The 24,678-nt window shown below is 50.6% G+C and carries 20 protein-coding genes; 9 read left to right on the top strand and 11 right to left on the bottom strand.

From position 1 onward, the window contains the following. The 3 genes from EYY67_RS19235 to EYY67_RS19225 all read right to left on the bottom strand — a co-directional run. A partial coding sequence (locus EYY67_RS19235) for a FimD/PapC N-terminal domain-containing protein (protein ID WP_131694167.1) occupies nucleotides 1-899 on the bottom strand: 899 nt, incomplete at its 3' end. Nucleotides 900-994: 95 nt separating this feature from the next. Next, complete coding sequence (locus tag EYY67_RS19230) at nucleotides 995-1,576, bottom strand: fimbrial protein (protein WP_131694166.1); 582 nt, start codon at nucleotides 1,574-1,576, stop codon at nucleotides 995-997. Nucleotides 1,577-1,950: 374 nt separating this feature from the next. Then, a complete protein-coding gene (locus EYY67_RS19225) occupies nucleotides 1,951-3,057 on the bottom strand; it encodes an ABC transporter substrate-binding protein (RefSeq protein ID WP_131694165.1) in 1,107 nt (368 codons plus the stop codon). Between the two features lie 296 nt (nucleotides 3,058-3,353). Here EYY67_RS19225 and EYY67_RS19220 point away from each other — a divergent pair, with 296 nt between their 5' ends. The 5 genes from EYY67_RS19220 (at nucleotide 3,354) to EYY67_RS19200 (ending at nucleotide 9,629) form a co-directional block, all read left to right on the top strand. After that, a complete protein-coding gene (locus EYY67_RS19220; protein WP_095925605.1) occupies nucleotides 3,354-3,545 on the top strand; it encodes a cytochrome c oxidase subunit II in 192 nt (63 codons plus the stop codon). Nucleotides 3,546-3,689: 144 nt separating this feature from the next. Further along, nucleotides 3,690-5,477, top strand: coding sequence for a malto-oligosyltrehalose trehalohydrolase (gene treZ, locus EYY67_RS19215; protein WP_131694164.1), 1,788 nt, complete (start codon nucleotides 3,690-3,692; stop codon nucleotides 5,475-5,477). Next, entirely contained in the window at nucleotides 5,474-8,017 is a 2,544-nt protein-coding gene (gene treY / locus EYY67_RS19210; protein WP_131694163.1) for a malto-oligosyltrehalose synthase, read from the top strand. Before treZ ends, treY begins: the two co-directional genes overlap by 4 nt. A gap of 189 nt (nucleotides 8,018-8,206) precedes the next feature. Next, nucleotides 8,207-9,031: an EAL domain-containing protein gene (locus tag EYY67_RS19205; RefSeq protein WP_165497982.1), complete on the top strand. Its 825-nt coding sequence runs from the start codon at nucleotides 8,207-8,209 to the stop codon at nucleotides 9,029-9,031. Nucleotides 9,032-9,083: 52 nt separating this feature from the next. Further along, the gene (locus EYY67_RS19200; protein WP_165497981.1) at nucleotides 9,084-9,629 is read left to right on the top strand and encodes a helix-turn-helix transcriptional regulator; all 546 of its coding nucleotides are present in this window, start codon (nucleotides 9,084-9,086) and stop codon (nucleotides 9,627-9,629) included. 19 nt (nucleotides 9,630-9,648) lie between these two features. Here EYY67_RS19200 and EYY67_RS19195 read toward each other — a convergent pair whose 3' ends face one another. Continuing rightward, complete coding sequence (locus tag EYY67_RS19195) at nucleotides 9,649-11,565, bottom strand: ATP-binding protein (RefSeq protein WP_165497980.1); 1,917 nt, start codon at nucleotides 11,563-11,565, stop codon at nucleotides 9,649-9,651. A 165-nt stretch (nucleotides 11,566-11,730) separates the two neighbouring features. Beyond that, nucleotides 11,731-12,360, bottom strand: coding sequence for a response regulator transcription factor (locus tag EYY67_RS19190; protein WP_131694159.1), 630 nt, complete (start codon nucleotides 12,358-12,360; stop codon nucleotides 11,731-11,733). Between the two features lie 326 nt (nucleotides 12,361-12,686). On the opposite strand from EYY67_RS19190, the gene EYY67_RS19185 reads away from it, so the two are divergent. Continuing rightward, nucleotides 12,687-13,307 (top strand): response regulator transcription factor, encoded by a 621-nt coding sequence (locus EYY67_RS19185; protein ID WP_131694158.1) that lies wholly within the window; start codon nucleotides 12,687-12,689, stop codon nucleotides 13,305-13,307. Nucleotides 13,308-13,472: 165 nt separating this feature from the next. Here the strand turns inward: EYY67_RS19185 and EYY67_RS19180 are convergent, their stop codons facing one another. The 4 genes from EYY67_RS19180 to EYY67_RS19165 all read right to left on the bottom strand — a co-directional run bounded on the left by EYY67_RS19180 (nucleotide 13,473) and on the right by EYY67_RS19165 (nucleotide 18,558). Next, entirely contained in the window at nucleotides 13,473-14,528 is a 1,056-nt protein-coding gene (locus EYY67_RS19180) for a fimbrial protein (protein WP_131694157.1), read from the bottom strand. 46 nt (nucleotides 14,529-14,574) lie between these two features. Further along, on the bottom strand, nucleotides 14,575-16,989 hold the full coding sequence (locus EYY67_RS19175; protein WP_165497979.1) for a fimbria/pilus outer membrane usher protein: 2,415 nt from the start codon (nucleotides 16,987-16,989) through the stop codon (nucleotides 14,575-14,577). 204 nt (nucleotides 16,990-17,193) lie between these two features. Further along, nucleotides 17,194-17,931, bottom strand: coding sequence for a fimbrial biogenesis chaperone (locus EYY67_RS19170; protein ID WP_207391100.1), 738 nt, complete (start codon nucleotides 17,929-17,931; stop codon nucleotides 17,194-17,196). Between the two features lie 63 nt (nucleotides 17,932-17,994). Then, nucleotides 17,995-18,558, bottom strand: a complete 564-nt coding sequence (locus EYY67_RS19165; RefSeq protein WP_165497978.1) for a fimbrial protein — start codon at nucleotides 18,556-18,558, stop codon at nucleotides 17,995-17,997. A 383-nt stretch (nucleotides 18,559-18,941) separates the two neighbouring features. On the opposite strand from EYY67_RS19165, the gene EYY67_RS19160 reads away from it, so the two are divergent. The 3 genes from EYY67_RS19160 (at nucleotide 18,942) to EYY67_RS19150 (ending at nucleotide 21,412) form a co-directional block, all read left to right on the top strand. Further along, the gene (locus EYY67_RS19160) at nucleotides 18,942-19,214 is read left to right on the top strand and encodes an ElaB/YgaM/YqjD family protein (protein ID WP_131694154.1); all 273 of its coding nucleotides are present in this window, start codon (nucleotides 18,942-18,944) and stop codon (nucleotides 19,212-19,214) included. 114 nt (nucleotides 19,215-19,328) lie between these two features. Continuing rightward, nucleotides 19,329-20,651 carry an IS4 family transposase gene (locus EYY67_RS19155; protein WP_131694153.1) on the top strand — a complete coding sequence of 441 codons (1,323 nt, stop codon included), beginning with the start codon at nucleotides 19,329-19,331 and terminating at the stop codon, nucleotides 20,649-20,651. A 371-nt stretch (nucleotides 20,652-21,022) separates the two neighbouring features. Further along, the gene (locus EYY67_RS19150) at nucleotides 21,023-21,412 is read left to right on the top strand and encodes a hypothetical protein (RefSeq protein WP_131694152.1); all 390 of its coding nucleotides are present in this window, start codon (nucleotides 21,023-21,025) and stop codon (nucleotides 21,410-21,412) included. A 59-nt stretch (nucleotides 21,413-21,471) separates the two neighbouring features. Here EYY67_RS19150 and EYY67_RS19145 read toward each other — a convergent pair whose 3' ends face one another. Together EYY67_RS19145 and EYY67_RS19140 are read right to left on the bottom strand one after the other, a co-directional pair. Next, nucleotides 21,472-22,308 carry an alpha/beta fold hydrolase gene (locus EYY67_RS19145; protein WP_131694151.1) on the bottom strand — a complete coding sequence of 279 codons (837 nt, stop codon included), beginning with the start codon at nucleotides 22,306-22,308 and terminating at the stop codon, nucleotides 21,472-21,474. Between the two features lie 117 nt (nucleotides 22,309-22,425). Further along, complete coding sequence (locus EYY67_RS19140) at nucleotides 22,426-23,532, bottom strand: mechanosensitive ion channel family protein (RefSeq protein WP_131694150.1); 1,107 nt, start codon at nucleotides 23,530-23,532, stop codon at nucleotides 22,426-22,428. Between the last annotated feature and the right edge of the window lie 1,146 nt (nucleotides 23,533-24,678).

Raw genomic sequence — 24,678 nt, 5'->3', positions numbered from 1 at the left:
CTGATGCTCACTTTGGCGTTGGTTTTGGCGATGCCGGTCACCTGCGGCGCGTAGCCACGCAGCGACGGCGGCAGCATGCGCTGGTCGCTGTTCAGCGACACGCCGAGAAAGCGGAATGAGTCGAAAATATCCGAACTGAAATAGGTCTGTCCGCCGGTCAGGCGCGCGCCAAGGGACGGTAATGCGCGGTAAACATAGGTTTGTGTCCAGGTGAATTTGTCGCTGGCCGGGGTGCCGGAAGTGCGCGATGAAGCATACTGATAATCGGCACGGGCGCGCCACGGCCCGAGGTTGACGCCGGTGGTGCCGTAGCTGCTGAAGCTGGTGGTGCTGTCGCCGGACTGCGGCATGTATTTGCTGCCGAGCAGGTTGTAATCCAGCAGTGCGCCGTTCACGCCCTCATCCCACTGCGACGGCGGCACCCAGTTTTCATCGTGAAAGGTCAGCCACGCCTGCGGAATGCTGATATTAAGGGTCTGTTTTTCCTGATCGTAGCGGGTGGTCACTTCTTTCTGCTGATCGAGCGACGTGCATTCGCCCTGATGCCACAGCGTCAGCTTCTCGCGGGCAACCGGGGTCAGGTCGAATTTATCCACCAGCGCGGGCGGCAGACAAAGGCGGCTGTCCGGGTTATTTGCAGCGGGAATGTACTTAATCAGGCTTTGATCGCCGAGGGTGCGGCCATTGAGCACCACATCCGGCAGGTATTCACCGGGCGCGATATAATGGGCTACCTGAAATCGTGACAGATCGACATTATTGCGATCGGCAGAATCGATGAAATTAACGTTAAATTCTACCGCAAGGCTTCTGTCGGAAATAAAGCAACCGGAGATAATTATAATAATGCCAGCCGCCTGCCGTTTCCCTGCTGATATTTCTTCCTTTAACAACGCCATAATATTATCACTTGTTTCTTGCACGGTATTACATTGAAAACCCGGTACTGGCACAGAGAAAAAGGGGGGGAAACTCCCCCCGATAATGACAAGACTTATTTGTAATTCAGGGCGTAGGTGGCCTGAGAAACAAGGGTACCGGTCGCGACCGGTTGTGCGTTGGCTTCCACACGCGCGGCAAACACCAGTTCATTATTGCCGGTAACCAGGTTGATATCTTTAGACGTGTCACCGACTTTCAGCAGATCGCCGTTAGCGTCAATCAGGCGGATGCCCGCACCTTTTGCGCTGCCGGTGTTTGCCAGCAGTTCCGACGCGCTGCTGTCAGGCGTACCGCTAAAGGACACCGCCACTTTCGACACCACAGGATAAGCCACTGTGCCGACCGTCTGTGCGGTCAGATCGCAGTCCTGCAAATGAATGGTATAACTGACGTTCTGCGAATATTTGCTGCCGGTTTCCAGCACCTTATTCGCCACCTGCCCCATATTGACATTAATGTCTTCATCGCCCGCGGCCACAGAACAAGGCGCATTAATCACCGTGCCGGTGAAATGAATACGGCCTGAACCCTGATCGGATCCCACCGGCGGCGTGGGATCGTCAGCGGCAAATGCTGTACCGGATATAAAGATGGCTAACGCGACAGCAGAGGGAATAGTGTTTCCATTAAACATTGGAGATCCTTGAGATATTGACTGGCAAAAAAACGTTAAGCGATATTTTTCGCTATACCTGAGAGAACATGCCTCTCATTCCAGACCAATATACTGACACCTTCCCTGATATCGCTATAATAAGTTGCATAACCAAAACATTAAGATTTTTACGCCAGATTGCGGCGGGAAATATTATTTAAATCATGAAAATTAGCCTGAAACTGAAAAAAATCAGCACAAGATAATAAGGAGGTCACAAAAATAGTGCGGCAGAGCGCGGGAGGTAAGCGGGAAATTAATCATAAATCGGGACAATTCCGGCGTTTTTAGGAATTTTCTCCGCCATGATGTTTCCCGCTCATTTATTCTGGCGGGGTTAATAATAAAAAATGTTAGTGATTATCCCCACTGGCCGATAACGCAAACGTCCCCACCGGCATGACAGGCAGGTATTTTATATAATAATCGTGATAGTTTTTTACCGGATCAATATCCTTAAATAAATCAGGGTAAAGGGATTTCGCGATAAACTGCACCATGGTGAAATCCACAAGGGTACGGGACGCCCCCTGATAAACCCCGAAGAGTCGGTCATTTTGAATGGCCGGTAATGAACTCCAGCCGTTGCGGTGAGCAAATCCGTTGAGTTTCGCTCTGGCCGTGGCTTCATTCACACCGATACCCATCTCAGCCGCCGTATCGACTTTATTGTTTTCCCTGCCGGAAATAAAAATGACATCGGGCTTAGCGACCAGTAATTGCTCAGGATTAATTTCGCCCCACTGTTTCACAAACGGCGCCGCGATATTTTCGCCCCCGGCGAGACGCAGCATCACGCCCCACATATTTTCACCGTAGGTAAATGAATACTCTGCCGGACCTTTATTACCGAACTCAATGTAGACTTTGGGTTTGGGCAGATTTGCCTGTCGGATCCGGTCTTCAATCAGCGTAAGGTTATTTTTATAAAGCTGAGCCAGTTCGTGCGCACGGTCAGTCTGGCCGGTTAATACCCCGATGATTTCCGTTGATTTAACATGGTTTTCCACGGTCTGGTCGTTGTAATCGAGCACGACAACCGGAATGTTGAGGCTCTGAAGTTGCGTGACTTCATACTTCAGGGCGGCGTATTGCCAGCTGGCCAGAATGACCACATCCGGCTTCAGGCTGATCACCTTTTCCAGTGACACGTTGTGCAGGTCTATTTCGCCAATATCCGGAATTTCAGCGATGGACGGACGGTGTTTAATATACATATCCCAGTTCGCCGGTACTTTGCCATGCCAGGCCTCGCGGGAGATGCCGACAATATGGTCAAACGCCTGTTCACCGCCGACCGCCATATAATCTTCAAAATAGAAACCTAATACCGCTCTTTTAACAGGGGTATCTAAGGTTATTTTATTTCCCAGGACATCGGTCAGGGTGGTGCTGGCGGCAGCGGCTTGTCCGGTCATCATGACAGACAACATAAAAAGTAAACCATGAAGTAACTTCATTTAATTCCCTTAGGTATTGTGTGATTATTCTCTGTGGCAGAGATTATTTTTATTGTGACGGTCTGATTGCCGTTAAGTGACTGCTTAATAGCCCATTACGGCGGCCTCATCATTGCTCAAATACAGCCGCCAGCACAAGATATTTTCCCGACCGCTAATATCCCGTGGAAAGGCGATTTCACCGGGGGAAAACACATTCTGGCAAAGGCGTATCCGCGCGGGCGCGCCCGGCCTGCACATCCCCGTCCGGCAGGTTGAGCTATAATTAAAATTTACCTGCTGAGAAGGATACTTATATGGCGCCAGTGGCGAGTTTATCGGGTGGTGTAATATTCATTATCGTTGGCATCATGATGCTGTGGTTATTGGTGAAAGCGCATAAAGGCAATGCAAACAAGAAGTTCTTCACCCCGCACAACTGCATGTTGCTGATCGGGACCGTGGTCTCTTTCATTATATCCATCGTGTTTTTCACCTCTTCTTCCTGATATCTGATCAACGCATCTCTCACTGCCCCGGTATTTGCCGGGGCCTGCTGTCAGATAAGATCCCCTCCTGCTCATCCTCGTCTATCATTATTATTCGTTTGCTAACTGCCTGCTTACTCACTCATTTGTTTGGGAGGTAAAGAGATGCCACACACCGCATTTGCGACACGCTGGGGAGCCAGATTCGTGGCCGACGGGACGGTGCATTTTCGTGTCTGGGCGCCCGGTCAGCAACAGATCACACTGAGGCTTTCCGGCACCGACCGGGAAATGACCGCGTCGGAGGACGGCTGGTTTGACACGCGGGTGACCGGCGTTTCTGCCGGTGAGGAATATCAGTTTGTGCTGGCCGATGGCACCGCCTTGCCTGATCCGGCCTCCCGCGCGCAAACGGCGGAGGTGAACGGCCCGTCGCGGGTTGTCTCTTCCACGCAATATGAATGGCAACACACCCGCTGGCAAGGCCGTCCGTGGGAAGAAAGCGTGATTTATGAGCTGCATATCGGGACATTCACCCCCGAAGGTACTTTTACGGCGGCAGCAGAAAAACTGCCGTATCTGGCTGAAACCGGCATCACCATGATCGAAGTGATGCCGCTGGCGCAGTTCGGCGGCAACCGTGGCTGGGGCTATGACGGCGTGTTGCTCTACGCACCGCACTCAGCCTATGGCACGCCGGAAGAGTTCAAAGCCTTTGTCGATGCCGCGCACGGCGTCGGCATCTCCGTGGTGCTGGATATCGTGCTGAATCATTTCGGGCCGGAAGGCAATTATCTGCCGCGACTGGCACCGGCGTTTTTCGACCCCGAACGCATGACCGCCTGGGGCGCAGGCATCGCTTATCAGGTTGACGGCGCACGGCAGTATATTCTCGACGCCCCGCTTTACTGGTTGCAGGAATACCGCCTGGACGGGCTGCGTTTTGACGCGGTCGATCAGATGAAGGATGTCTCAGAACCGCATATCCTGATCGAGATCGCCGAGCGTATCCGCGAAGAAATTACCGACCGCCCGGTGCATCTGACCACCGAAGACAGCCGCAACGTTACGTTTCTGCACCCGCGCAACGCCGACGGCAACGTGCCGCTGTTTACCGCCGAATGGAATGACGATTTCCATAACGCGATCCATGTGCTCAGCACCGGCGAAAGCCATGCCTACTATCAGGATTTCGCCACGCATCCCGAACAACTGGCCGCCCGCGCGCTGGCGGAGGGGTTTGCGTATCAGGGCGAGATGTCACCGCAAACCGGTAAGCCACGCGGCGCGGTCAGCCACAGACAGCCGCCGGTCGCCTTTGTGGATTTCATCCAGAATCACGATCAGATCGGCAACCGTGCGCACGGGGAAAGGCTGATCACGCTGGCGGGCGCGGAGCGTACCCGTCTGCTGCTCGCTGCGTTACTGTTATCGCCGCATATCCCGCTGCTGTTTATGGGCGAAGAATATGGCGAGACCCGGCCGTTCCTGTTCTTCACCGATTTTGAAGGGGAACTGGCGCAGGCAGTGCGCGAAGGTCGCGCCCGGGAATTTGCCGGGCACAGCGGATACGATCAGGACGCGGTGCCGGATCCGAACGCGCTCAGCACTTTTGAACAATCGACACTCCGCTGGCAGACATGTTCTGACCCCAAAGGCCAGCACGCCCTGTCCCTGACCCGCACGCTGCTGGCGCTGCGGCAGAAATATATTGTGCCGTTACTGACGCCCGCCAAGGGCGACGTCGGCGAGATCCTGCAAACGTCTGAAGGTTTTCTTTCCGTCAGATGGACGTTCCCGCGCGGCACCCTGTCAATGACGCTGAATATCGGCAATGACAATCACCTTCTCCCGACGCTGACGGGTGACACACTTTTTGCCTGGCCGCAGGATGCTGCGACCTCCGCGCCGGGTTCGCTGATTGTTCGTCTTTCTCCGGGAGCTAAAACGTGAAGATAGCCACTGCGACCTACCGGCTCCAGTTCCGTAACGGGCTGACGTTTGACACCGCCACGGCGCTGATCCCGTATTTAAAAAAACTCGGCATCAGCCACCTGTACGCCTCGCCGGTGTTTACCGCCACCACCGGGTCTGAGCACGGTTACGATATCACCGACGCCAATGAGATCGACCCGGCGCTCGGCGGGCAGGCCGGGTTTGACCGCCTGTCGCAGGCGCTGAAAGCCGCCGGACTCGGGCTGATCCTCGATATCGTGCCTAATCATATGGCGGCCTCGCTGGAAAACCGCTGGTGGCGCGATGTGGTGCAGCACGGGGAAAACAGCCGTTACGCGCGGCATTTTGACATCGACTGGTCGCAGCCTCTGACCCTGCCTTTTCTCGGCGAATCCTTTGAAGACGCGCTGGCAAAAGGCGATATCCGCCTTGCCCCCGATCCTGAAACCGGCGAGCCTGCCCTCGCCTATTTCGACACCTTTTATCCCGTTGCCCCCGGCACGCTGGAGGCGGATGAAAAAACGCTGAGCAAAACCGGCATCGCAGAACTGCATGCCCGCCAGCCTTACCGCCTGATGTCATGGCGCGATGCGCCGCGTGAACTTTCTTATCGCCGCTTTTTTGAAATCACCGGTCTCGCCGGGGTGCGCGTGGAGGATGACGCGGTGTTTGACGACACCCACCGGCTGATTCTGGAACTGGTGAAATCCGGCAAGGCAGACGGGCTGCGGGTCGATCACGTGGACGGCCTCGCCGATCCCAAAGCCTATCTGATGCGTCTGCGGGAAAAAGCCGGGGCAGACTGCTACATCACCGTGGAGAAGATTTTGGGCAAAGGCGAGCGCTTGCCGCCGGACTGGCCGGTTTCCGGCACCACCGGTTATGAGTTTATTGCCTCGCTGTCCGATGTGCTGGTGAATGACGAACACATTGCCGTATTGCGCGACCATTATGACAACGTGGTCGGTCAGCCCGTCGATATGCAACAGGAATTGCGGGCGGCAAAACTGATGATGACCGATAAGAATTTCGAGGGCGAATTCACCACGCTGCAAAAACTGGCGCTGGAGATTGCCGCCACCGAAGGCGTCAGTACGGATGACAACGCCGTCCGGCTGGCGCTGCGGGAACTGCTGATCGCCTTTCCGGTGTATCGCACCTACGGCACCGCGCAGGGTCTGCCGCCGGAAGATGCGGCGCTGTTGTGCCGGATTATCAGAAAGGTCAAAAGCACGGCGCTGTTTATTGCGCCGGAGACGCTCAGTTTTCTGGCGCGCATTCTCTATGCCCGCACCTCGCCCGCCACGTCCGCACAGGCCACGGTATTCCGCACCCGCTTCCAGCAACTGACCGGCCCGCTGATGGCGAAATCGGTGGAGGACACGCTGTTCTTCCGGCAGAACATGGATCTGGCCCTGAACGAAGTGGGAGCCGAACCGCTGCCGCGCACCTTCTCCCCGGATCGCTTCCATGACGAGATGCGTAAACGCCTTGAGGAACAACCGGACGCGCTTTCCGCCACCTCCACCCACGACACCAAACGCGGCGAAGATGCCCGTGCGCGGCTGTTCACCCTGACCGAAGCGCCGGAACGCTGGGCGGCGTGTGTCAGCCGCTGGCACAAGATGAATGAGGCAAACGTGATCATGCTGCCGGACGGTCCGGCACCGCGTCCGGCACTGACCTGGATGCTGTATCAGGCGCTGGCCGGTGCGTGGCCGGTGACGCTTAATCCCGACGATGCGGCCGGTTTACAGGCACTGGATGAACGTTTTCAGGGTTTCGTGGAGAAAGCCCTGCGGGAAGCCAAGCTGCGCACCAACTGGGATAACAGCAACGAAGACTATGAGAAAGCGGTGCTCGATTATGCCCGTCATCTTCTGTCGCCGGATAACCGGCGTTTTCTGCAAGATTTTCATGACGCGATACAGCCGTTTATCCACGCCGGACTGGTCAACAGCCTGACGCAGACCGCGCTGAAAATGCTGGCTCCCGGCGTGCCGGATATTTATCAGGGCAGCGAAGCGCTGAACTTCAGTCTGGTGGATCCGGATAACCGCCGCCTGCCGGATTTTGCCGGGCTGGAAAGGCTGCTGATTCAGGGAGAAAAACCGGTGTGGGATAACGAAACCGCCTGGACAAGCGGACAACTGAAGCAACATGTGGTTGCGGTACTCGCCCGTTACCGCCAGCAAAAACCTGCGTTGTTTTTGCAGGGTGATTACGTTGCGCTGACCGCAGCGGGAGATCACTCCAAAAACGTGATCGCATTTGCACGAACCTTCAGGAACGATGCGGTGATTTTCGCAGCACCGCGTCAGGTTTTTGATGCGCAAAAAATTCACTTTAATCAGACTGAAGACGGATGGGATATGCAGATACTGCTGCCCGCTTCGCTGGCTAACCGAACCTATTCTGACCTGCACAGTGGCAGGGAACTCCGTGCGACCGACAGGATAGATCTCAGTACCTGGCCGCGTGATGAACCGGTAGTGCTGAGTTTGTCCGGTCTTACTGAAAACAATCCAGATAAATAAATCCCACGACCTGCGCTGGCATTTTCAGATAGAAAAAATGTTAGTGCAGAAATTTCCTACAACTTTTAGCCCCTCCCTGACATATCTCTCTCAGCGATATTGCCATACTCTTGTTTCCAACAAAGTCTGTGTGGTCATTAGCTTCACAGATGAATGTCTCTGTCAGATCGTCAGTTAAGGGCCTCTGTAATGATTATTTATAACGCGCTTCTTTCGCTGGCCGACGTCATTTCCAGAAATAAAAAAAACTTACAGCACGTGGCTGAGGAGAGGGTTTTGCAAAAAACAATTAAGCGCGATGAATTTCATCCGTTTATCCAGCCTGTTTTTAGCGCGGATGGTTTCACGCTGAAAGGATGTGAGATTTTACTGCGGGTGAAGTCTGAGAATAATTATAACTCGCCGGTTTTATATATTCATGAAATGGAAGCCAGTCGCTACAGGGATGATATTATCTGTCATCTGTTTCAGGAAATTGAAAAGTCTTTTGAAAACATAATGAATTATCTGCCAGAGGACTTTTATTTCTCCTTCAATATTACTGCCGGGCAGATATCTTCACACGACGTGATCAACGCAGCGCTTCATTTCAGCAGAACTTTTAAGGATGCCGCCACGCTTGTGCTGGAAGTGGTTGAGAGAACAGCGTTGAATTTCGATGATAAGACGATGCAGGTCATTGAGCACCTGGTCGCAAACGACATCAGGTTAGCCATTGATGACTTTAGCGCGGGCTCCTTATCACTGAAATATATAGAAAACATCGGCCTTTCTGCCCTTAAGATTGATAAAGACCTCACCCAGGCCATTAACGGACAGTTGGTTTATGAAAATGTCATCGATGCAATTATGACCCTTTCTTCCCGGTTGGGTGTTTCTGTTACCGCTGATGGCATAGAGACATACGAACAAATGCCGCTGTTACGCAAGGCAGGAATTAATGGATTGCAGGGCGATTATCTGGCAGAGCCTATGCAGGTCAGCGAGTTTATTCATCGTTATATCGGAATGTAAACCGCATGAATTTATTCATCTGTTTTTATCCATTTTGGATGGGAGTTTAAAAATGATTTATCTCATTAGCAGAAACCACTATTTAAATTATGGTATTAAATTATTATTTAACTCAGCGGGGCTGGATGTCACTGATATGAACTTCCTGCATGAAGACTGGATTATACCGTTCACTGAAAATGATATCATCCTCATTGATGCCTCGGAAAGAATACCAGAACCGGTTATCAGGATAATGAAATGTCATGGACACCCAAAAATTATCGCAATGAGTCGCGATGGCAACAATAAAAGCCCTTCTTTATCCTGCATTTATAGTTACCTCGATATTCATGCACCCGTGAAAGATGTTTTGGGAAATATTCTGGAAACTCTTCATACGGTGACCTGTTTGCCAGCACCACCAGTCGTCATTTCAGATAAACAGCACTACATTATTAATGAGTCATTGAAAGGCAAAAGTGTCAGACATATTGCCAGTGAGTTAGGCGGATCAGCCAAAACTATTTATTCGCAGAGGTACTACGTGTGCAGAAAATTCGGCGTGAAAAACCTGAAGGAACTCAACAGGTTTGCGGGGTTTTTCACTGTAAAATGAACATCTGATACTGAACGCGCTATTCGTTGTTCTGCTTATATTGGCTCACCCAGGCGTTCAGAGTGTCATCTATATTGTTCATCGCATCACTCAGTAAAGCAATTGCAGATGTCAGGTCTGCTGCGGTGCCGCATTGCAATTCTAATTCCTCGCACCGGCTCACTAAGGGCTGAGCCGTCAGCATATTCGCAATTCCCTTTATACGATGAGTGATTTCAGCCACCTTTTCTCTATCCCCCTGCTCATCCGCGAGCCGGATTTTATTCAGGTCGTCACGATTTGCTTTGATGATCCCATTGATGAGCTGAACCGTGGCGGAACGATTTCCCCCGGTCAGTGCTTCCAGTCCGTCGGGGTCACAGCAGGGAACGGGCAAAGGATCGCTGTGCAGGATTTCGAGTTGCTGGCGTAACTGTTGCAGATTTAACGGTTTAAATAAGCAGGTATCCATTCCCGCCAGCTGACACCGTTCGACTTCTTCGTATTGCGCGTTGGCCGTCAGCCCCAAAATAGCGCAAGTTTTCTGGCCCTGCTCACGCTCAGAATCACGGATCCACCGGGTTAGCTGATAACCGTTTATGCCGGGCATATTGCAGTCCGTGATAACCACGTCGAATGACTGTTTTTTCCAGTGTGAAAACGCTTCCTCCCCTTCCTGCGCCAGCCATACGTGATGCCCGAGGAATTCCAGTTGTTTTCGAAGCAGCAAACGGTTCGCAGGGTGATCATCAACCACCAAGACATTGAGCGGGTAACCATCGGCAGACGCATCGTTCTGCGGAGCTAAAATGGTATTTTCTTCCGCCGGAGATCCAGGACAGTGAGCCTTAAGTGTGACATCGATGCGTGTGCCTTTTCCGGCCTGGCTGGTGAGTTTGATGTCACCCCCCATCATCTCAACGATTTCTTTGCAAATCACCAGCCCCAGCCCCGTGCCGCCGCGATGCTGTTGTGCGCCGGAGTAAAGCTGGCTGTAGGATTTAAACAGCTTATCCTGATCTTCAACCGCGATACCTGTTCCCGTATCCTGCACGCATAAAGTCAGCAGGGTATTCGCCTCATCAGCTTTCTCAGCCGTTAACGTGACGATGACGCCACCTGTGTCGGTAAATTTTACAGCATTGCTGATCAGATTATTGAGTACCTGCCGAAAACGCTGGGCGTCCAGCAGAACATCGTGGCCAACAGGCCCTTCAGTGACGAACGCTAATGAAATATTCTTTTCACCGGCCAGCCCGCTAAAGACTTTGATAACTGACTGCGTGAGGTGCAGGGGATTACATCTTTGCGCGGATAAGACCCATTGTCCCGATTCAATTTTGGCCAGATCCAGAACGTCGCCCAATAACACCAGCAACGAATTAGCCGAATCGTAAGCGGTTTCAATCGCCTCTTTTTCCAGATGCCCTTTCTCTGCTTGCCTGAGTGTCAGTTCAAGCATTCCCAGCACGGCACTGACCGGTGTGCGAATTTCATGGCTCATGGTCGCCAGAAATATCCCTTTGGCTTGATTAGCGCGAATAGCCAGTTCACGGGCATCGTCTGCCAGTTGTCTGGCATGTTCCACCTCGTTCAATAGCCGGTAACGCTCGGTGACATCTGTCCAGCCACCTATCATGCCTGAGATTTCGCCCTGCGCATTTTTGTAGGGTATTAGCCAGACTTCTGCATCAATGAACTCGTCTTTTATCTTTAACCTGAGGTCTTCCAGAATGTTTTTTCCGTCAGCTAAAGCCTCAAGATACCGCGTCTGATAAAACGGTCCTTCCTCTGCAGAAAACCAGCTTACTTCAGTGATCTTCTTACCCAGCAAAGTTTCCTGCTGTTCGCCCGTCGCCTGAAAAAAACAGCTGTTGGCCGTCACTAATCGACCTTCCCGATCGCGGACATAAACAGGATGGGGAATAATATTGAAAAATTCTTTCTGGAAGTTCATCTGCTCAGCGAGTTTATCTTCGGCCTTTTTACGCAGACGTATTTGTCGCAACAGATAACCGTTCCACAGGACAACGCTGACAAATAATATCAGTGCCAGTGCGAGCCAGATTTCCCAGGGAAAGGACTGTTCAAGGTTTGGCATTACGATCCTATGCAAAATTCATTAAAGGCTGGCGCTGTTTCTGCTGGCAAACTCAATGAGATCTACCAGCGTTCTGGCATTCAGCTTGACAAGAAGGCGGGATTTATAAGTACTGACCGTTTTATCACTGATCAGCATTTCACGGGCAATTTCTTTATTTGTCAGCCCTGCGGTTAAATACTTGAGCACAGTGATTTCCCGCCCGGAAAGGGAATGTATTAATGGTAATTCCTGCGATGCCTCCGTAAATGCGTCAGGCGTAACCCTCGTCGTATCTGGGAAATACCGGAACCCGGAAAGTACAGCATTGGTGGCGCTGGCCAGTTCATTCAGGTTATTAGTTTTACTCACAAAGCCCGACGCGCCCGCTAAGATACAGCGATGCGCATATACCGCCGGACTGAGGGAGGTCAGAACCAGCACTTTAATCGCGGGATTCTGTGCCCGTAAGCGGTCGATGACTTCCAGTCCATTGAGCTTGGGTATACCGATATCAAGGATCACGATATTCGGTTGAATCGTCCGGGCAAGGCTGAGGGCTTCAATACCGTTATCCGTTTCACCGACTACCTTCATACCATGCTGCTCCAGCAGTAACCGGGCGGCGAAACGTATCATGGGGTGGTCATCGACAATCAGAACACTTTTCACCGTCTTTCTCCCGTTTCATGATCCGCTCAGATTTTCTTTAAACATTATAGCTGTGAACCCAGTGCCCGCGCAGATGAGTGAAATCTTGTTCTGACTTAACTGACAGCGCCGTCAGAAATGCCCTACAGCTTTCAGGACAAGCCTGACATACCCCTACAAATAATACTGTCATACTGGTTTTATCAATATTTTTTATGTGGTTTTACTACATAACGTCTATCCCTGATTAACGCGGGATATCAGGGCAGTATTCTTTTAGAAGATTCACACCGGACGATATCAGTCCTAGCAGGTCAGAAAAATTAATCCAAACCTTAGGAACCATGATGTGTAATATTCTTATTGTAGACGCCCAACCCATTATCCGCCTTGCTCTGAATATATTACTGGAAAAGGAAAAATATCGGGTGGTGGGGGAAACTAACAATGGGATCAATGCACTGGAGTTGACGCGAAAATTGCATCCCGACATCATCGTGCTGGATATCGACCTGCCGGGGTTAGACGGTTTTGAAGTGATTAAGCGTCTTAAGGATTCAAACCTTGACGCAAAGGTGATTGTTCTTACCGGCCTTAACCCGGATATTTACATCGCGCGCTGCATTCGTGTCGGGGCTAATGGCTTCGTCAGTAAAAACAACGATCTGAACAAACTCATTGGGGCCATCAAGGCGGTACAGATGGGGTTCAGCTGTTTTCCGACAACAGACTCTCTTCACTTTCACAGCCCCGGAACAAAACTTCGCGAACAGGAATTATTAACTTTGTTATCCAACCGTGAAGTCACTGTTCTGCGTTACCTTGCCCGTGGCGTAAGCAATAAAGAAATTGCCAGAGACTTATTAATCAGTAATAAAACGGTTAGCACCTATAAAATGCGATTAATGCAAAAACTGAATGCCAAGAATGTGATTGAACTTTCGGGGATTGTGGCGCGAAATTTTTAGGTTGTTGCAAATATTTCATATCCACATGTCATATTAATGACCTCCGAGTGACATCCTTAAAATCTCCTCCAGATAAATATTGAAGCCTTAATAATTAAGCTTCAATATTTATTCTTGCACGCTTTGTATCACCCAGTTTTAGTCATCAATCTTCGAAGGACCGGTTTACTGATAACTCATTGTGTAAGTCGCCACACCATTTGCCGTTCCTCCGACAATCGGCTCTGAGCCTGATTTAATATAGGTCGCCATAAAGGGAATAGACAGACTTCCGCCGGTGGTTGTCGTCACCCTGAATTGCCCGGGATTTCCGACTACCGCGCTATCAGGACCATAACTAACGGGTTGCTGGGTGGCCTGATTGATAATGCGGATCCCAAGACCGGTCGCCTGCTTACCATCATTCGTCAGCGAAAGGATATTACTGGTATTGGCCGGATTGTTATTGTCCGTGAACGTCATATTGACGCTTAAGCCTGACGTGACAGAACAGGAGTCCAGATTAATCGTGAAGGGTGAATGGACCAGAGAACTCCCGCCGGTGGTGATCGCGTTGCTGTTCACTTTGCCTAAGGACACCCCAATGTTTTTAGAGTTCGCGCTCACAGTGCAGGTTTGCGACGTAAATGTCATACTCCCGCTGACCACAAGATTGACCGGAATGATAGTGCTGCTGCCCGCCACATCATTTTTATCGACGATGCGTAAGTAACCGATTGTTCCGGGTAATGTCACCGAGCCTGACTGAATGGTTGTTGTTGTTGAAACCAGCCGTGCTGTAAAACTTCCATCCCAGTAGCTGGTACTTCCTGTAATGATATCAACCCAATCTGTACCTAGCGCTGGCCCCGTGTTGTTACGGTTACGCCCCTGAACAATAATGCCTATCCCATCAACGTTAGTTTTGAAGATGGCATAACCATCAATGCTACTCCCGGCGGGTTGCAATGCAATTTTCCCTTGCAGAGTAATATTTCCTACAACACATCCTGTGTAGAGACTGCTGTAGCCTGATGCGGGTGCAGAAAACCAGTCCGTTAAATAGCGATTCCCCGGGCTGCCGACCGTAACCACGGTGCTGACTGCCGGAATGGTGGCCGTTAAAGTGGCAGTTGCAGGGTTTGACGTACAGGACACACCTGCAATAACGGGCAACGTCCATAAGGATGCCAGTGCCAGCAGCAGGATCCGCAATACTTTCAGAGCCAATAAATCTTTCATGATGACTTATTACCTTTTATTTCCAGAAGAATTAACTCCAGTGTAATCAGTTACAAACGGCATTTATTTTCACCATATTCTTTTTATTCTCATCCTGTGGATTTAAGCGATAAGGAATTATGCAAAGTGGTTTTTCTTTATCTCCCAGGGTAATAAACAGTTTTCCGCTATTTTCTTTCAGGCGGGCAAATATACGCCCACCCTGTCCGACGATTCCGACTTCCTGCCCCGTAGAATCGAAAACGCTGGCACCAAATGGCAACGCCGTACCATCGGCACGACGACTTTGGATCAAAATGGCATGACCGTTGAGGGTGTCATATTGCACAAGCATCACGGCACCGCTGCGAGGTATGACTTCAAGGCTGGTATTTTTCAGTTCGATATCGTCAGACAACCCTTTCGGGTCAAGTGCCACTTCGTTTCGCTGGTAGGCTGAAAGATAAGGCACCACGGCCTGACCACTGCTATCCAGTGACACATTTTGCGCATTCAGAACCTGAGCCCCTTTGGCTCCCGGCGCGCTGATGATCCCGATGGTGTCACCCAGACTTTGCCCGAAGGTCACGCCCATAGGATGCACAACCACAGAACCGCTCATACCCGCTGAAACCTGACGGAAATCAGTCCCTTCACTGAGGGAACCATTGAGTGTGCCGAAAGATGTCCGGTACTGCGCATTACTGCTCAGGCTTTTGCTACGGGTGGCGTCATTGGCTCTGTCGTAGGCGGCACTGAGCCCATAGCTCAGGCGACTATTTTCTCCGGCGTTGGAATTAAAGGACGTTTGCAGATTAGCGCCCCCGTCACTATCCCGACTGACAGAACTGGTCAGGTATCCTGATGCACCAAAGGGAACCGAGACACTCAACATAATGTTGTCATCGTCTTTGCCATAAGGATCCTGAGCACGAGCCACGCTGAGGTTGGTATTTCCCCAGCTCCATGTTCTGGTATAACCGGCCTGCAGCTGATTATCGTAACCGCTGCCATTCCAGTAATCCTGCCGGGAACCGCTGAAATACACATAATCCGTGTCGGTAAGCCGCTGGTTGATCACGACTTCACTGCGGGTTTTCAGACGGCGGATATTGTCAGCCGTATCGTCACCCTGCGCCTTAACCTGATCAACCGCCGTCAGGGCATCACTGAGACCGAAGTAACCATCCGTTGAATAGCGGTAAGCCGCCAGAGTGACGTCGGTGCCCACATCCGTGAGGATCTTGTTATAACTGACACGCACGGACTGGCCAGAGAAACTCTGTTGTCCCAGGTCGGTATGGGCCTGAGTAACGTCCAGCCCCACTGCCCCCCACTCGGTACCCAGCACCATCCCGACCAGGGCGGCTTTATATTCTTCAAATCCTGTCAGCCCGCCGTAGAGCGTCACCATGTTCGTTAAACCGTGTTGCCAGGTGCCCTGAACAAGGTGCGGCTGATTGTTGTACTGAAGGTTGCGGACCACGCCAGCTGTGGTGGTAAAGCGTGAGACGCCGGGACGCAGTGAACGTGCAATAGAAGAAAATGGCACGATAAAGCGTTTTTCTTCACCATTCGCTTCCGTCACCGTGACATCCAGATCGCCATTGTTAGTACCAGGGCTTAAATCTGAAATCTCAAAATTTCCCGGCGGAACCGTCGCTTCGTAAATGACATAACCGCGTTGACGGATAGTGACCCGCGCGTTGGTGGCCGCAATTCCGCGCACCACGGGCGCGTAGCTCGTTTGCGAAGAAGGCAACATCCGATCATCTGAGGCAAGTCGCACGCCACGGACTGAAACAGAATCAAACAGATCTCCGTCGCTGAATGTGTCACCCATTGTCAGCTGAGCGCGAAGCACGTCGATATCCCGCTGCACATAGGTGCTGATAGCATCGAGCTTGTGACCGCTTTCGTCGTTCCAATTAAGGGAAGAACGCTGACGCAAGCGCCAGGCTCCGAAATTAAGTCCCATATTGGCCGAGGCATACAGGCTCTGGTCAGTGTGGCCTGTCCGGCTATTTTGATAACCATTCAGGGCATAATCGATAAAACCGGCAGTCACCCCATTTTCCCAGCGCGAAGGGCTGACGTAACCATGCGGATCCGTGCGCATATAGATTTGTGGCACGCTGAGTGTCAGCGACTGATCACCCGTGCTGACCTCGTAAGTCGCGTCAGGAATTTTCGTCCAGTCCAGACATCCTTCGCTGTTGATGGAACCCGCGACCGTCGCTAATTTCTCAAGATTGACACCCAAACTGTCCAGCAACGTGGTATTCAGGCAAGGTCTCGCGTGCCCTGGACGATCACCCTCGTTGAATTTGATGTCAAACATGCCAGCCTGGCGCGTATTAATCGTCACGTCGAGCGTCTGGATCCCCTGTTCAACAGGATTTCCTTCGGCATAACGCGTCAGGTCTATGCTGCGAGCTCCCTGACCCCACAGCATAGATTTATCAAAATTAGCGATGAGCATATCGGCACCCGATTGCGCATGAGCACTGAAAGGTATTTGCCAGAGACCTGCCGCCATCAGAACCGCAACTTTCAGAGGATGAAGTTGGCAGTCAGATTTAATACAGCAGTGACTTTTTAAGGTAAAAACTGGCTTATTCATAAGTAACCCGCGCTTTTTCCACCAAGGAAAAATTCTCAGATATTTTGTGAGAGGAATATTATTTTAATTTTTTAATGTTGAATCCCATGTCATAACCGCACCATAGTCATTAATCGTGGTGTAATTAATCGAACCTCCGGGAGTCGCATTGTTATCCATTTCAAAATGCTGAGTTTGTTTTGGTGCAATAGTGCCATTATTCATATTTAATTCTACTTTTTTACCTCCCGCTTTTACACTATTTAAAGACACGTAATAAGCACCGGGATTATAACAATCCAGTGTGGTTTTATTTCCGCTGCGCACCATTGTCCACTCCAGACTCCCCGCCATTTTATCCGCATCCCCTTGTAATCCTGAAGGGCGGTAAAACATCTTGAGACGTGTACGCACAGCGATTTTAAGTTTATTCGAGCCGTCCTCGACGGAAGGTGGCAACTCTAAAATATTCAACCAATAAATAGATTCTTTATCTTGTGGAAGCGTTTTATCGTCGTCAAAACGAATGCGTAACACCTGACCTTTATGGCTGTCGATGCGCGCGATAGGCGGTGTCAGAATAAAAGGTGAACTGGCAACGTCAGGCGTGGCTTTCGGGTCGCCGTTATCAATCCATGATTGGATTAAAGCAGGAGTACTGCCTCCGTTATTGAGTTTTACGGTCACTTCACGGGCCGATTCAGGATAAATAACCCGGGTTCCTGTCACGACGACAGAGGCCTGCGCGGTCACAGGGAGAATAAAAAAGCTGAAGAGCAGCACGGCAATGTGCATACGTTTGCCATGAAATAACCTTGTCATGATACAAAATCCTTTTTAATAACAGATCCGCGCGGATAAACCCGCGCGGTTAACTAACAATACTTATGGATAAACAATGGAATAAGTGACGTTGGAAGAAACTAAACCGGAAGTTACAGCAACATCTGTGGAATAATACTTCGCCAGGAAATTCATGGTGGTTGCAGGCGCAGTGCTAGAAATAGTGGAGTATCCGGCAGAAGGGATCTGACCTAATACGAGTGGTTTGGTATTCGCAGAAGCCTGATAGAGCGCAATATCAACGTTGGTTGCGCCACCGGTCGTAACGGTGTTGTTCAAACGCCCGTCCGCATTAACATTGCTACCCGGCTCGAAATACACCGCTACGCTTTTTGGCTGTGCCAGCGCGCCAGCCGTACTCGCACAACCGGTCAAAGAGATAGCAAAAGGCGTTGCGCCCGCGGTGGTATTGGCCAGGCTGCCGAATGCGCTTACCGCAACGGTAGGCAACTTGATAGTAGTATCCGCACCTGTACCCGCAGAAACAATACAGGTCACGTCAGTAACTTCACCATTAAAAGTAATGGTGCCATCTGCCGCGTATGCCTGCTGACCCAAAATCAGCGCCAATGTGGTCGCTGCGAAAGCAATATTTAATTTTTTCATAATTCTATCATCCATCTGCACATCAATTAAAATAAGCGTCTTTTATTCCTTCCCGTCGGACCCGGATAGCGGTCTCTGAAGGATGAAATAACTATGACGTAAATAAGTGAATAAATATGTCAGGAGGATTACATTCGTTGTAGGAATAATCTCACGGCAACATTATTATTTAACGTAACTTGCGATTATTTATTACCTGCTGATGTTGTATTTGAAATAAAACGGCCCACTAAAAAAACCGCGATCTCCTCAGGGCAGTTAATTAAGAGAAATCCGTATTATTAACATATTCTTACAGCATGGCCGTTTTTTATTCCGTATTAACACCCAGATTTTAAAATCTCGACTACGCTTAATAACGGTTAACTAAAGGAGATAGAGATATGTCCTCACATGATATCGATGCAGATGCAAACCATCTGGCAGATAAGCTCGAAGACAAAGACAACCAGCTTGCCGGTGAAGCGCAGAAACAATTTGGCGATTTTGTTGATTCTCCTAAGCACCAGATTAAAGGCGCAGCACGTAAATACTCGGCTCAGGCCTGTGAAGTCGTGTCTGACGTCGCGGAGAAAATCAAAGAAAATCCCCTGTCAGGTCTGATCGCGGCCGGCGCAATTGGTGTCGTGCTCGGGTTACTGCTGGGTCGTAAGTAAACCGTCTTGTACCGATAAAAAGGCCTTCGGGCTAATGCCGATCGTTTAAGGATCAGTTGACCGATCCGGTGGCTCGTGTAAAAAGGGTTCATGCTCAACATGGACCCTTTTTAAATGGAACTTTCACAAGCTCTCGGTATTATCAATCTTACTGCCCCCGATGAAGTTCAAAGCCTCGCTGACCTCCTGTCTCCTGACCTCATTCAGCAAGCTTTTTCTCTTACTGACACCGTCACCCTACGCAAGCGTAAACTCCCCCTCGAGTCCATGGTCTGGCTGGTTATCGCTATGGCCATATTCAACAATAAGCCTATGAGTCATATCGTTAATCTGATGGATATTGTTGACCGAACCGGACGCTCATTCACCGTACCCAGCTCCGTTATTGCCCGCAGAAAAACGTTAGGTGAAGATGCCATCCGGGTTCTGTTTGATATCACTCAGCAACACTGGCATGCAGAGGTAAAACATCCTCTCTGGCACGGACTGACACTCAATGCCGTCGATGGCGTAGTCTGGCATACGCAGGACACGCCTGAAAATGCAGAGGCCTTCGGTAAGGCTTCTAACCAGCACGGTGAACGCGGATATCCTCAGGTCCGCATGGTATGCCTGATGGAACTGAGCAGCCACCTGCTGCGGGCCAGTGTGATGGACAGTTACGACGTTAACGAGATGCGCCTGGCGGCACATCTGGCAGACAGCGCGCCGGATAACAGTATTACGCTGTTTGATAAGGGTTTTTACTCTTTAGGACTGCTACATGACTGGCATAATGCGGGCGAAAATCGCCACTGGCTGACGCCGCTGAAAAAGAACACGCAGTACGAGGTGGTGTGTAAGCTCGGCAAACAGGACGAGCTGATACGGCTGAAAACGTCACCGCAGGCCAGAAAACAGTGGGAAGGACTGCCGGAAGAAATAACCGTGCGGCTTATCCGCCGGAAGGTCAATGGCGTTGAACGGCAGGTTGTGACGTCAATGACGGATGCGATGCGTTATCCGGCCGCCAGCGTGGCGGAGCTTTATAAGCATCGCTGGGAAATCGAGTTAGGATACCGGGAGGCTAAGCAGTTTTTACTGGGGAACCGGTGGGCGTTGAGAAGCAAACTGCCGGAAATGGTCAGGCAGGAACTGTGGGGTATCCTGCTGACTTATAACCTTGTTCGTTACCAGATGATCAAGATGGCATTCAGCCTGAAGGGAGATTATCTGCCTTATCAGCTGAGTTTTAGCGGTGCAGTGTCGGAGATATTACGGTTGTTAATCGGGCTGCCGTGGGCATCAGCGGGAGCCATCCCGGGTCATCTGAAGCATTTTTACAGCAACGCAGCGATGCTAAAACTCCCCCCGAGGCGTGAGCGTGAATATGCAAGGGAAGTGAGAGAAAAAAGGTCGAAATATCCCTTAAAAAACAATGCTGGTCACCTTAAGTGACCAGCATTAGCCTTCGGGCCTTTTTTATTGCCTGAAGAAAGGGCAATTCCCGCGCTCAGGTTGAGTGAGATACAGAATTCTCCTACACAATTTCGTCACACATGACGTGTATAGTGAACCTCTCTGTAGCAACCTACAGATACCTCGCGAGTTCCCCTCGTAACCTACAAAAACCCGTTTCCCCTGACGGGTTTTTTCATGTCTGTTTCTTCCCGCGCCTGTGCAGTCAGTGCTTCAGAAAAATGTAATTCACGTTTTAAAACAACCGTTGTTACGTCCAGATTTAAACAAACTCGCGGTTCAGCCACCCTGTTTTGCCCTGTTAAAATGCGTCGCAACGATTGAAACTCAAAGAACAGACAGGAATACGCGTGAAGAAAACCATGATTTTACTGGCATTTATTTTGACAGGATGCAGCTCACCCGAAGCGCAGACAATTCAGTCAATAAATGCGCTCTCTTTTCCGGCGCGCACTTCGGAGCAACCGGTCAGCGTGACAGCAAAAATTTCCTCCGGCGATTTAGAAAACCAGTATTTCAGTAATCAGTTAATCATCCTCCGGCTCAGGGCGGAAATTAAAGCCGCCAGAACAGACAAGATCCGAACCGACGAGGTATTTGATACGCATACGGATGTCGCCCAGGCATTTAACGCCCTGTCCCGTCTTGAACAGTTTGACGCGCTGAATACCGTGTATTATTCAGAAAAAGACATCAAAGGGATGGACGAGATACACCAAAAACTCAGCCCGCTGATTTGATATGAAAGACAAAAAAACCCGCCACGGGCGGGTTCTGAAAGACCTACACGACACAGACATTAACTGCGGATAAACGCCAGAATGTCAGCGTTTATCACGTCCGCATGGGTGGTGTGCATACCGTGAGGATAACCCGGATAGATTTTCAGGGTGCTGTCGGCGAGCAGTTTATCCTGCAGCAGTGACGCATCTTTATACGGCACCACCTGATCGTCATCGCCCTGCAACACCAGCACCGGCACCGTGATCGCTTTAAGATCTTCTGTCTGATCCGTTTCTGAAAACGCTTTAATGCCTTCGTAATGCGCATTGGCGCTGCCTGTCATGCCCTGACGCCACCAGTTGTTGATGGTGCCCTGCGAGACCTCCGCCCCGTCGCGGTTAAACCCATAAAACGGCCCGGTGGCAACGTCTAAATAGAACTGCGCACGGTTGGCCGCCAGCGCGCTGCGAAAACCGTCAAACACCTCAATCGGCGTCCCCTCAGGATTACTGTCTGTTTTCACCATCAGCGGCGGCACGGCACTGATCAACACCGCCTTCGCCACCCGGCCCTGCGGCTGTCCAAATTTCGCGACATACCGCGCCACCTGCCCGCCACCGGTGGAATGCCCGATATGCACCGCATCGTGCAGATCAAGATGCTCGGCCACGGCGGAAGCATCCGACGCGTAATGATCCATATCGTTGCCTTCGCTGGTCTGATCTGAGCGTCCGTGGCCCCGGCGGTCAATGGCGATCACACGAAAACCTTCTTTCAGGAAGAACAGCATTTGTGTATCCCAGTCATCGGCGCTTAACGGCCAGCCATGATGAAAAACAACAGGTTGTGCGCTTTTGGAACCCCAGTCTTTGAAGAAAATATTGACGCCGTCTTGGGTTTTAACAAATGGCATAGTATGCACTCCTCAGGTAATTGAAGGGAAAACAGTACGGTATGCAGGGTCAGGCTCAGAAAATTCAATGCTCAGAAAGCGTAGCAAAGCATGGCGGAATTGCCTGAAAACGGTACATCACCCTTCCGCCGCAGGCTGCGGCGCCTCCCCCGGCATCCGGGCATCCGGCGTTTTCACAATCATATTTGGCAGTGCCATTTCGATGCCGTTCTCCATTAACTTCTCAATAATCCGGATATTAATTTCCTGCTGAATATCCATATATTTATTGTAATCAGCGGTATTGACGATATGCACCACTTCGAAATTAAGGCGGTCAGTGCCAAATCCCAGCAGATGCGCCCGGTCGAATTTGGTTTCGCCCATCTCGGTAATAATCTCTTTCAACGCTTCACCAATATTGCGCAACTTATCCGGCGGCGTATTCAGCGCCACCCCAAAATTAAACACGATACGACGGGTCTGCATGCGTTTGTAATTGTGCAAGGTCTGCTGAAGTAATATGGCATTGCCGCAGACGATCTGTTCCCCGCTTAAACTGCGGATGCGGGTGGTTTTCAGACCAATATGTTCGACGGTCCCGGCGACATCATTGAACACCACAAAATCACCGATTTCGAAAGGCTTATCAAAGCCGATGGAAAGTGAGGCGAAGACATCGCTGAGAATGGTCTGGATAGCCAGTGCAATGGCGATACCGCCGACCCCCAGACTGGCGACCAGCGCGGTAATATTGACGCCCACATTCGCCAGAATCGACAACAGCATCACCGACCAGACCACCGCGCGGAATATCAGTCCGGTGATCACCAGCGTGACCGGATTCTTATTCATTCCCGGCTGATGCATGATGTGCCGAAGCCACGAGACAACGCCCTGATCCAGCCACAGCGCCATCTGCAACGCCAGCACCAGGAACCAGGCGTGACTGATGGTGTTATAGAGATTATCGGGTAAATTAACGAACCGCAGGCTGAACAGGAACGCCGCGACAAAGATCAGCAGGCTGCTGGTCCGGTCAAGCATATCACCGAGAATAAACCGCATTCTGTCGGTCGCCGGATGCATATCTCCCCATGTCCTGACGCCCTTACGCAGAAACGACAACAACCAGTTAATCAGCCAGTAGGTCACGAACGTCACGACACACATCGTCGCCACCCCGATCCAAAATACCGGCGACATCACTAATGCGATGACATCAAAGCGTGATAAGAAATCCATCATCCCTCCCCGTTTTTTTCACAAACTACCAGTATAGGAAATGAGAGTTCAGAGGACGGCAGAATAGGACAGTTCGGTGCGCGAGGGGCGAACGGATCAACTTGCGGAGATAGTGCTGGGATGACAGGAGAGGACGGCTTAACCGTACGTTGTGCGTTTTCTCAACCGACTGTTCTTGAGGCCATGGTCGATGCCCTTGCCGTTCATCGTTCAGTGACCACGTCGTTAGTTATGTCTCATGCGCTGTGTAAACAGGTGCCTGTACGCCCGAAGTGACCGGCTCACATTTGACCGACATGGCAGGGACATGAGCGGGGTCCGCATGGGTACTAAGAGGACGAGTGCGTGGCGCTGAAGGTTCGGTATGAGCGAACAGCGGAAGTTCGGAATGTATACTTACATCGAGGCGTCTTGAGCAATGGGGAGCAGGTCATAATGAATGACTGGGGATCGAGTTGTTGCAGAATACCAGGGAAGGCACGAATGACGGTTTCAAGCCTTGATGACCGTTTTATCTACTTATAGCCAAATTCATTCAAATGACCTTGTATTTATTTAATTTTGGAGAATACTATTTCCCTTCCCCCTTTATTAAATCTTAAAATGGACCTATTATGTTGATAACGTTGGAGAATACCCCTACTTGGGTATTTGTCGTTTTCTTTGTCACGCTATATTACTGTTTTAAAGCCCGCCACCGTAGGGACGTTGATATTCATAGCTTTATTTTGTTACCTTGTATCTTCCTGAGCCTTTCTTTATGGTCGATATGGCACCATCCGCTACCATTAACTATGTCAGTATATTGGTTATCGTCCTTTATAATAAGCGCACTCATAATATTCAAATTTACTCAAAAAGCGGCTGTAAGTCTGGGAACTAAAGTTAATACAATTAACATACCTGGTACAATTTCTGTATTGATTGTTTTTTTGTTATATTTTGCGGTGCGTTATTATCTAGGGTACTCCGAGGCGATGGCTAATCCTCATAGTCTATCTCTTATGCAACTAACAATCTTGGCGATTGCATCCGGTCTGAGTGTTGGGTTTTACAGTGGGCGAGCGCTGGGCTTTTACATGAAATATCTTAGACTAGCAGCTCAGATGCTTCGTGGGTGAATTCGCTGACCGGTTTGCCAACCCA

It is taken from the genome of Rahnella victoriana, assembly GCF_004330295.1.
Classification (GTDB): Bacteria; Pseudomonadota; Gammaproteobacteria; order Enterobacterales; family Enterobacteriaceae; genus Rahnella; species Rahnella victoriana.
The sequence above is the reverse complement of the archived record's forward strand: the minus strand, read 5'-3'. Positions and strand labels throughout refer to the sequence as shown.

Coding starts and splice junctions, on each gene's coding strand:
- EYY67_RS19175 (WP_165497979.1), bottom strand. CDS start 16,989: ATGCTCATCGCTAATTTTGATAAATCTATGCTGTGGGGTCAGGGAGCT.
- EYY67_RS19140 (WP_131694150.1), bottom strand. CDS start 23,532: ATGGATTTCTTATCACGCTTTGATGTCATCGCATTAGTGATGTCGCCG.
- EYY67_RS19155 (WP_131694153.1), top strand. CDS start 19,329: ATGGAACTTTCACAAGCTCTCGGTATTATCAATCTTACTGCCCCCGAT.
- EYY67_RS19225 (WP_131694165.1), bottom strand. CDS start 3,057: ATGAAGTTACTTCATGGTTTACTTTTTATGTTGTCTGTCATGATGACC.
- EYY67_RS19185 (WP_131694158.1), top strand. CDS start 12,687: ATGTGTAATATTCTTATTGTAGACGCCCAACCCATTATCCGCCTTGCT.
- EYY67_RS19200 (WP_165497981.1), top strand. CDS start 9,084: ATGATTTATCTCATTAGCAGAAACCACTATTTAAATTATGGTATTAAA.
- EYY67_RS19220 (WP_095925605.1), top strand. CDS start 3,354: ATGGCGCCAGTGGCGAGTTTATCGGGTGGTGTAATATTCATTATCGTT.
- EYY67_RS19180 (WP_131694157.1), bottom strand. CDS start 14,528: ATGAAAGATTTATTGGCTCTGAAAGTATTGCGGATCCTGCTGCTGGCA.
- treZ (WP_131694164.1), top strand. CDS start 3,690: ATGCCACACACCGCATTTGCGACACGCTGGGGAGCCAGATTCGTGGCC.
- EYY67_RS19145 (WP_131694151.1), bottom strand. CDS start 22,308: ATGCCATTTGTTAAAACCCAAGACGGCGTCAATATTTTCTTCAAAGAC.
- EYY67_RS19165 (WP_165497978.1), bottom strand. CDS start 18,558: ATGAAAAAATTAAATATTGCTTTCGCAGCGACCACATTGGCGCTGATT.
- EYY67_RS19195 (WP_165497980.1), bottom strand. CDS start 11,565: ATGAACTTCCAGAAAGAATTTTTCAATATTATTCCCCATCCTGTTTAT.
- EYY67_RS19160 (WP_131694154.1), top strand. CDS start 18,942: ATGTCCTCACATGATATCGATGCAGATGCAAACCATCTGGCAGATAAG.
- EYY67_RS19205 (WP_165497982.1), top strand. CDS start 8,207: ATGATTATTTATAACGCGCTTCTTTCGCTGGCCGACGTCATTTCCAGA.
- EYY67_RS19170 (WP_207391100.1), bottom strand. CDS start 17,931: ATGACAAGGTTATTTCATGGCAAACGTATGCACATTGCCGTGCTGCTC.
- EYY67_RS19230 (WP_131694166.1), bottom strand. CDS start 1,576: ATGTTTAATGGAAACACTATTCCCTCTGCTGTCGCGTTAGCCATCTTT.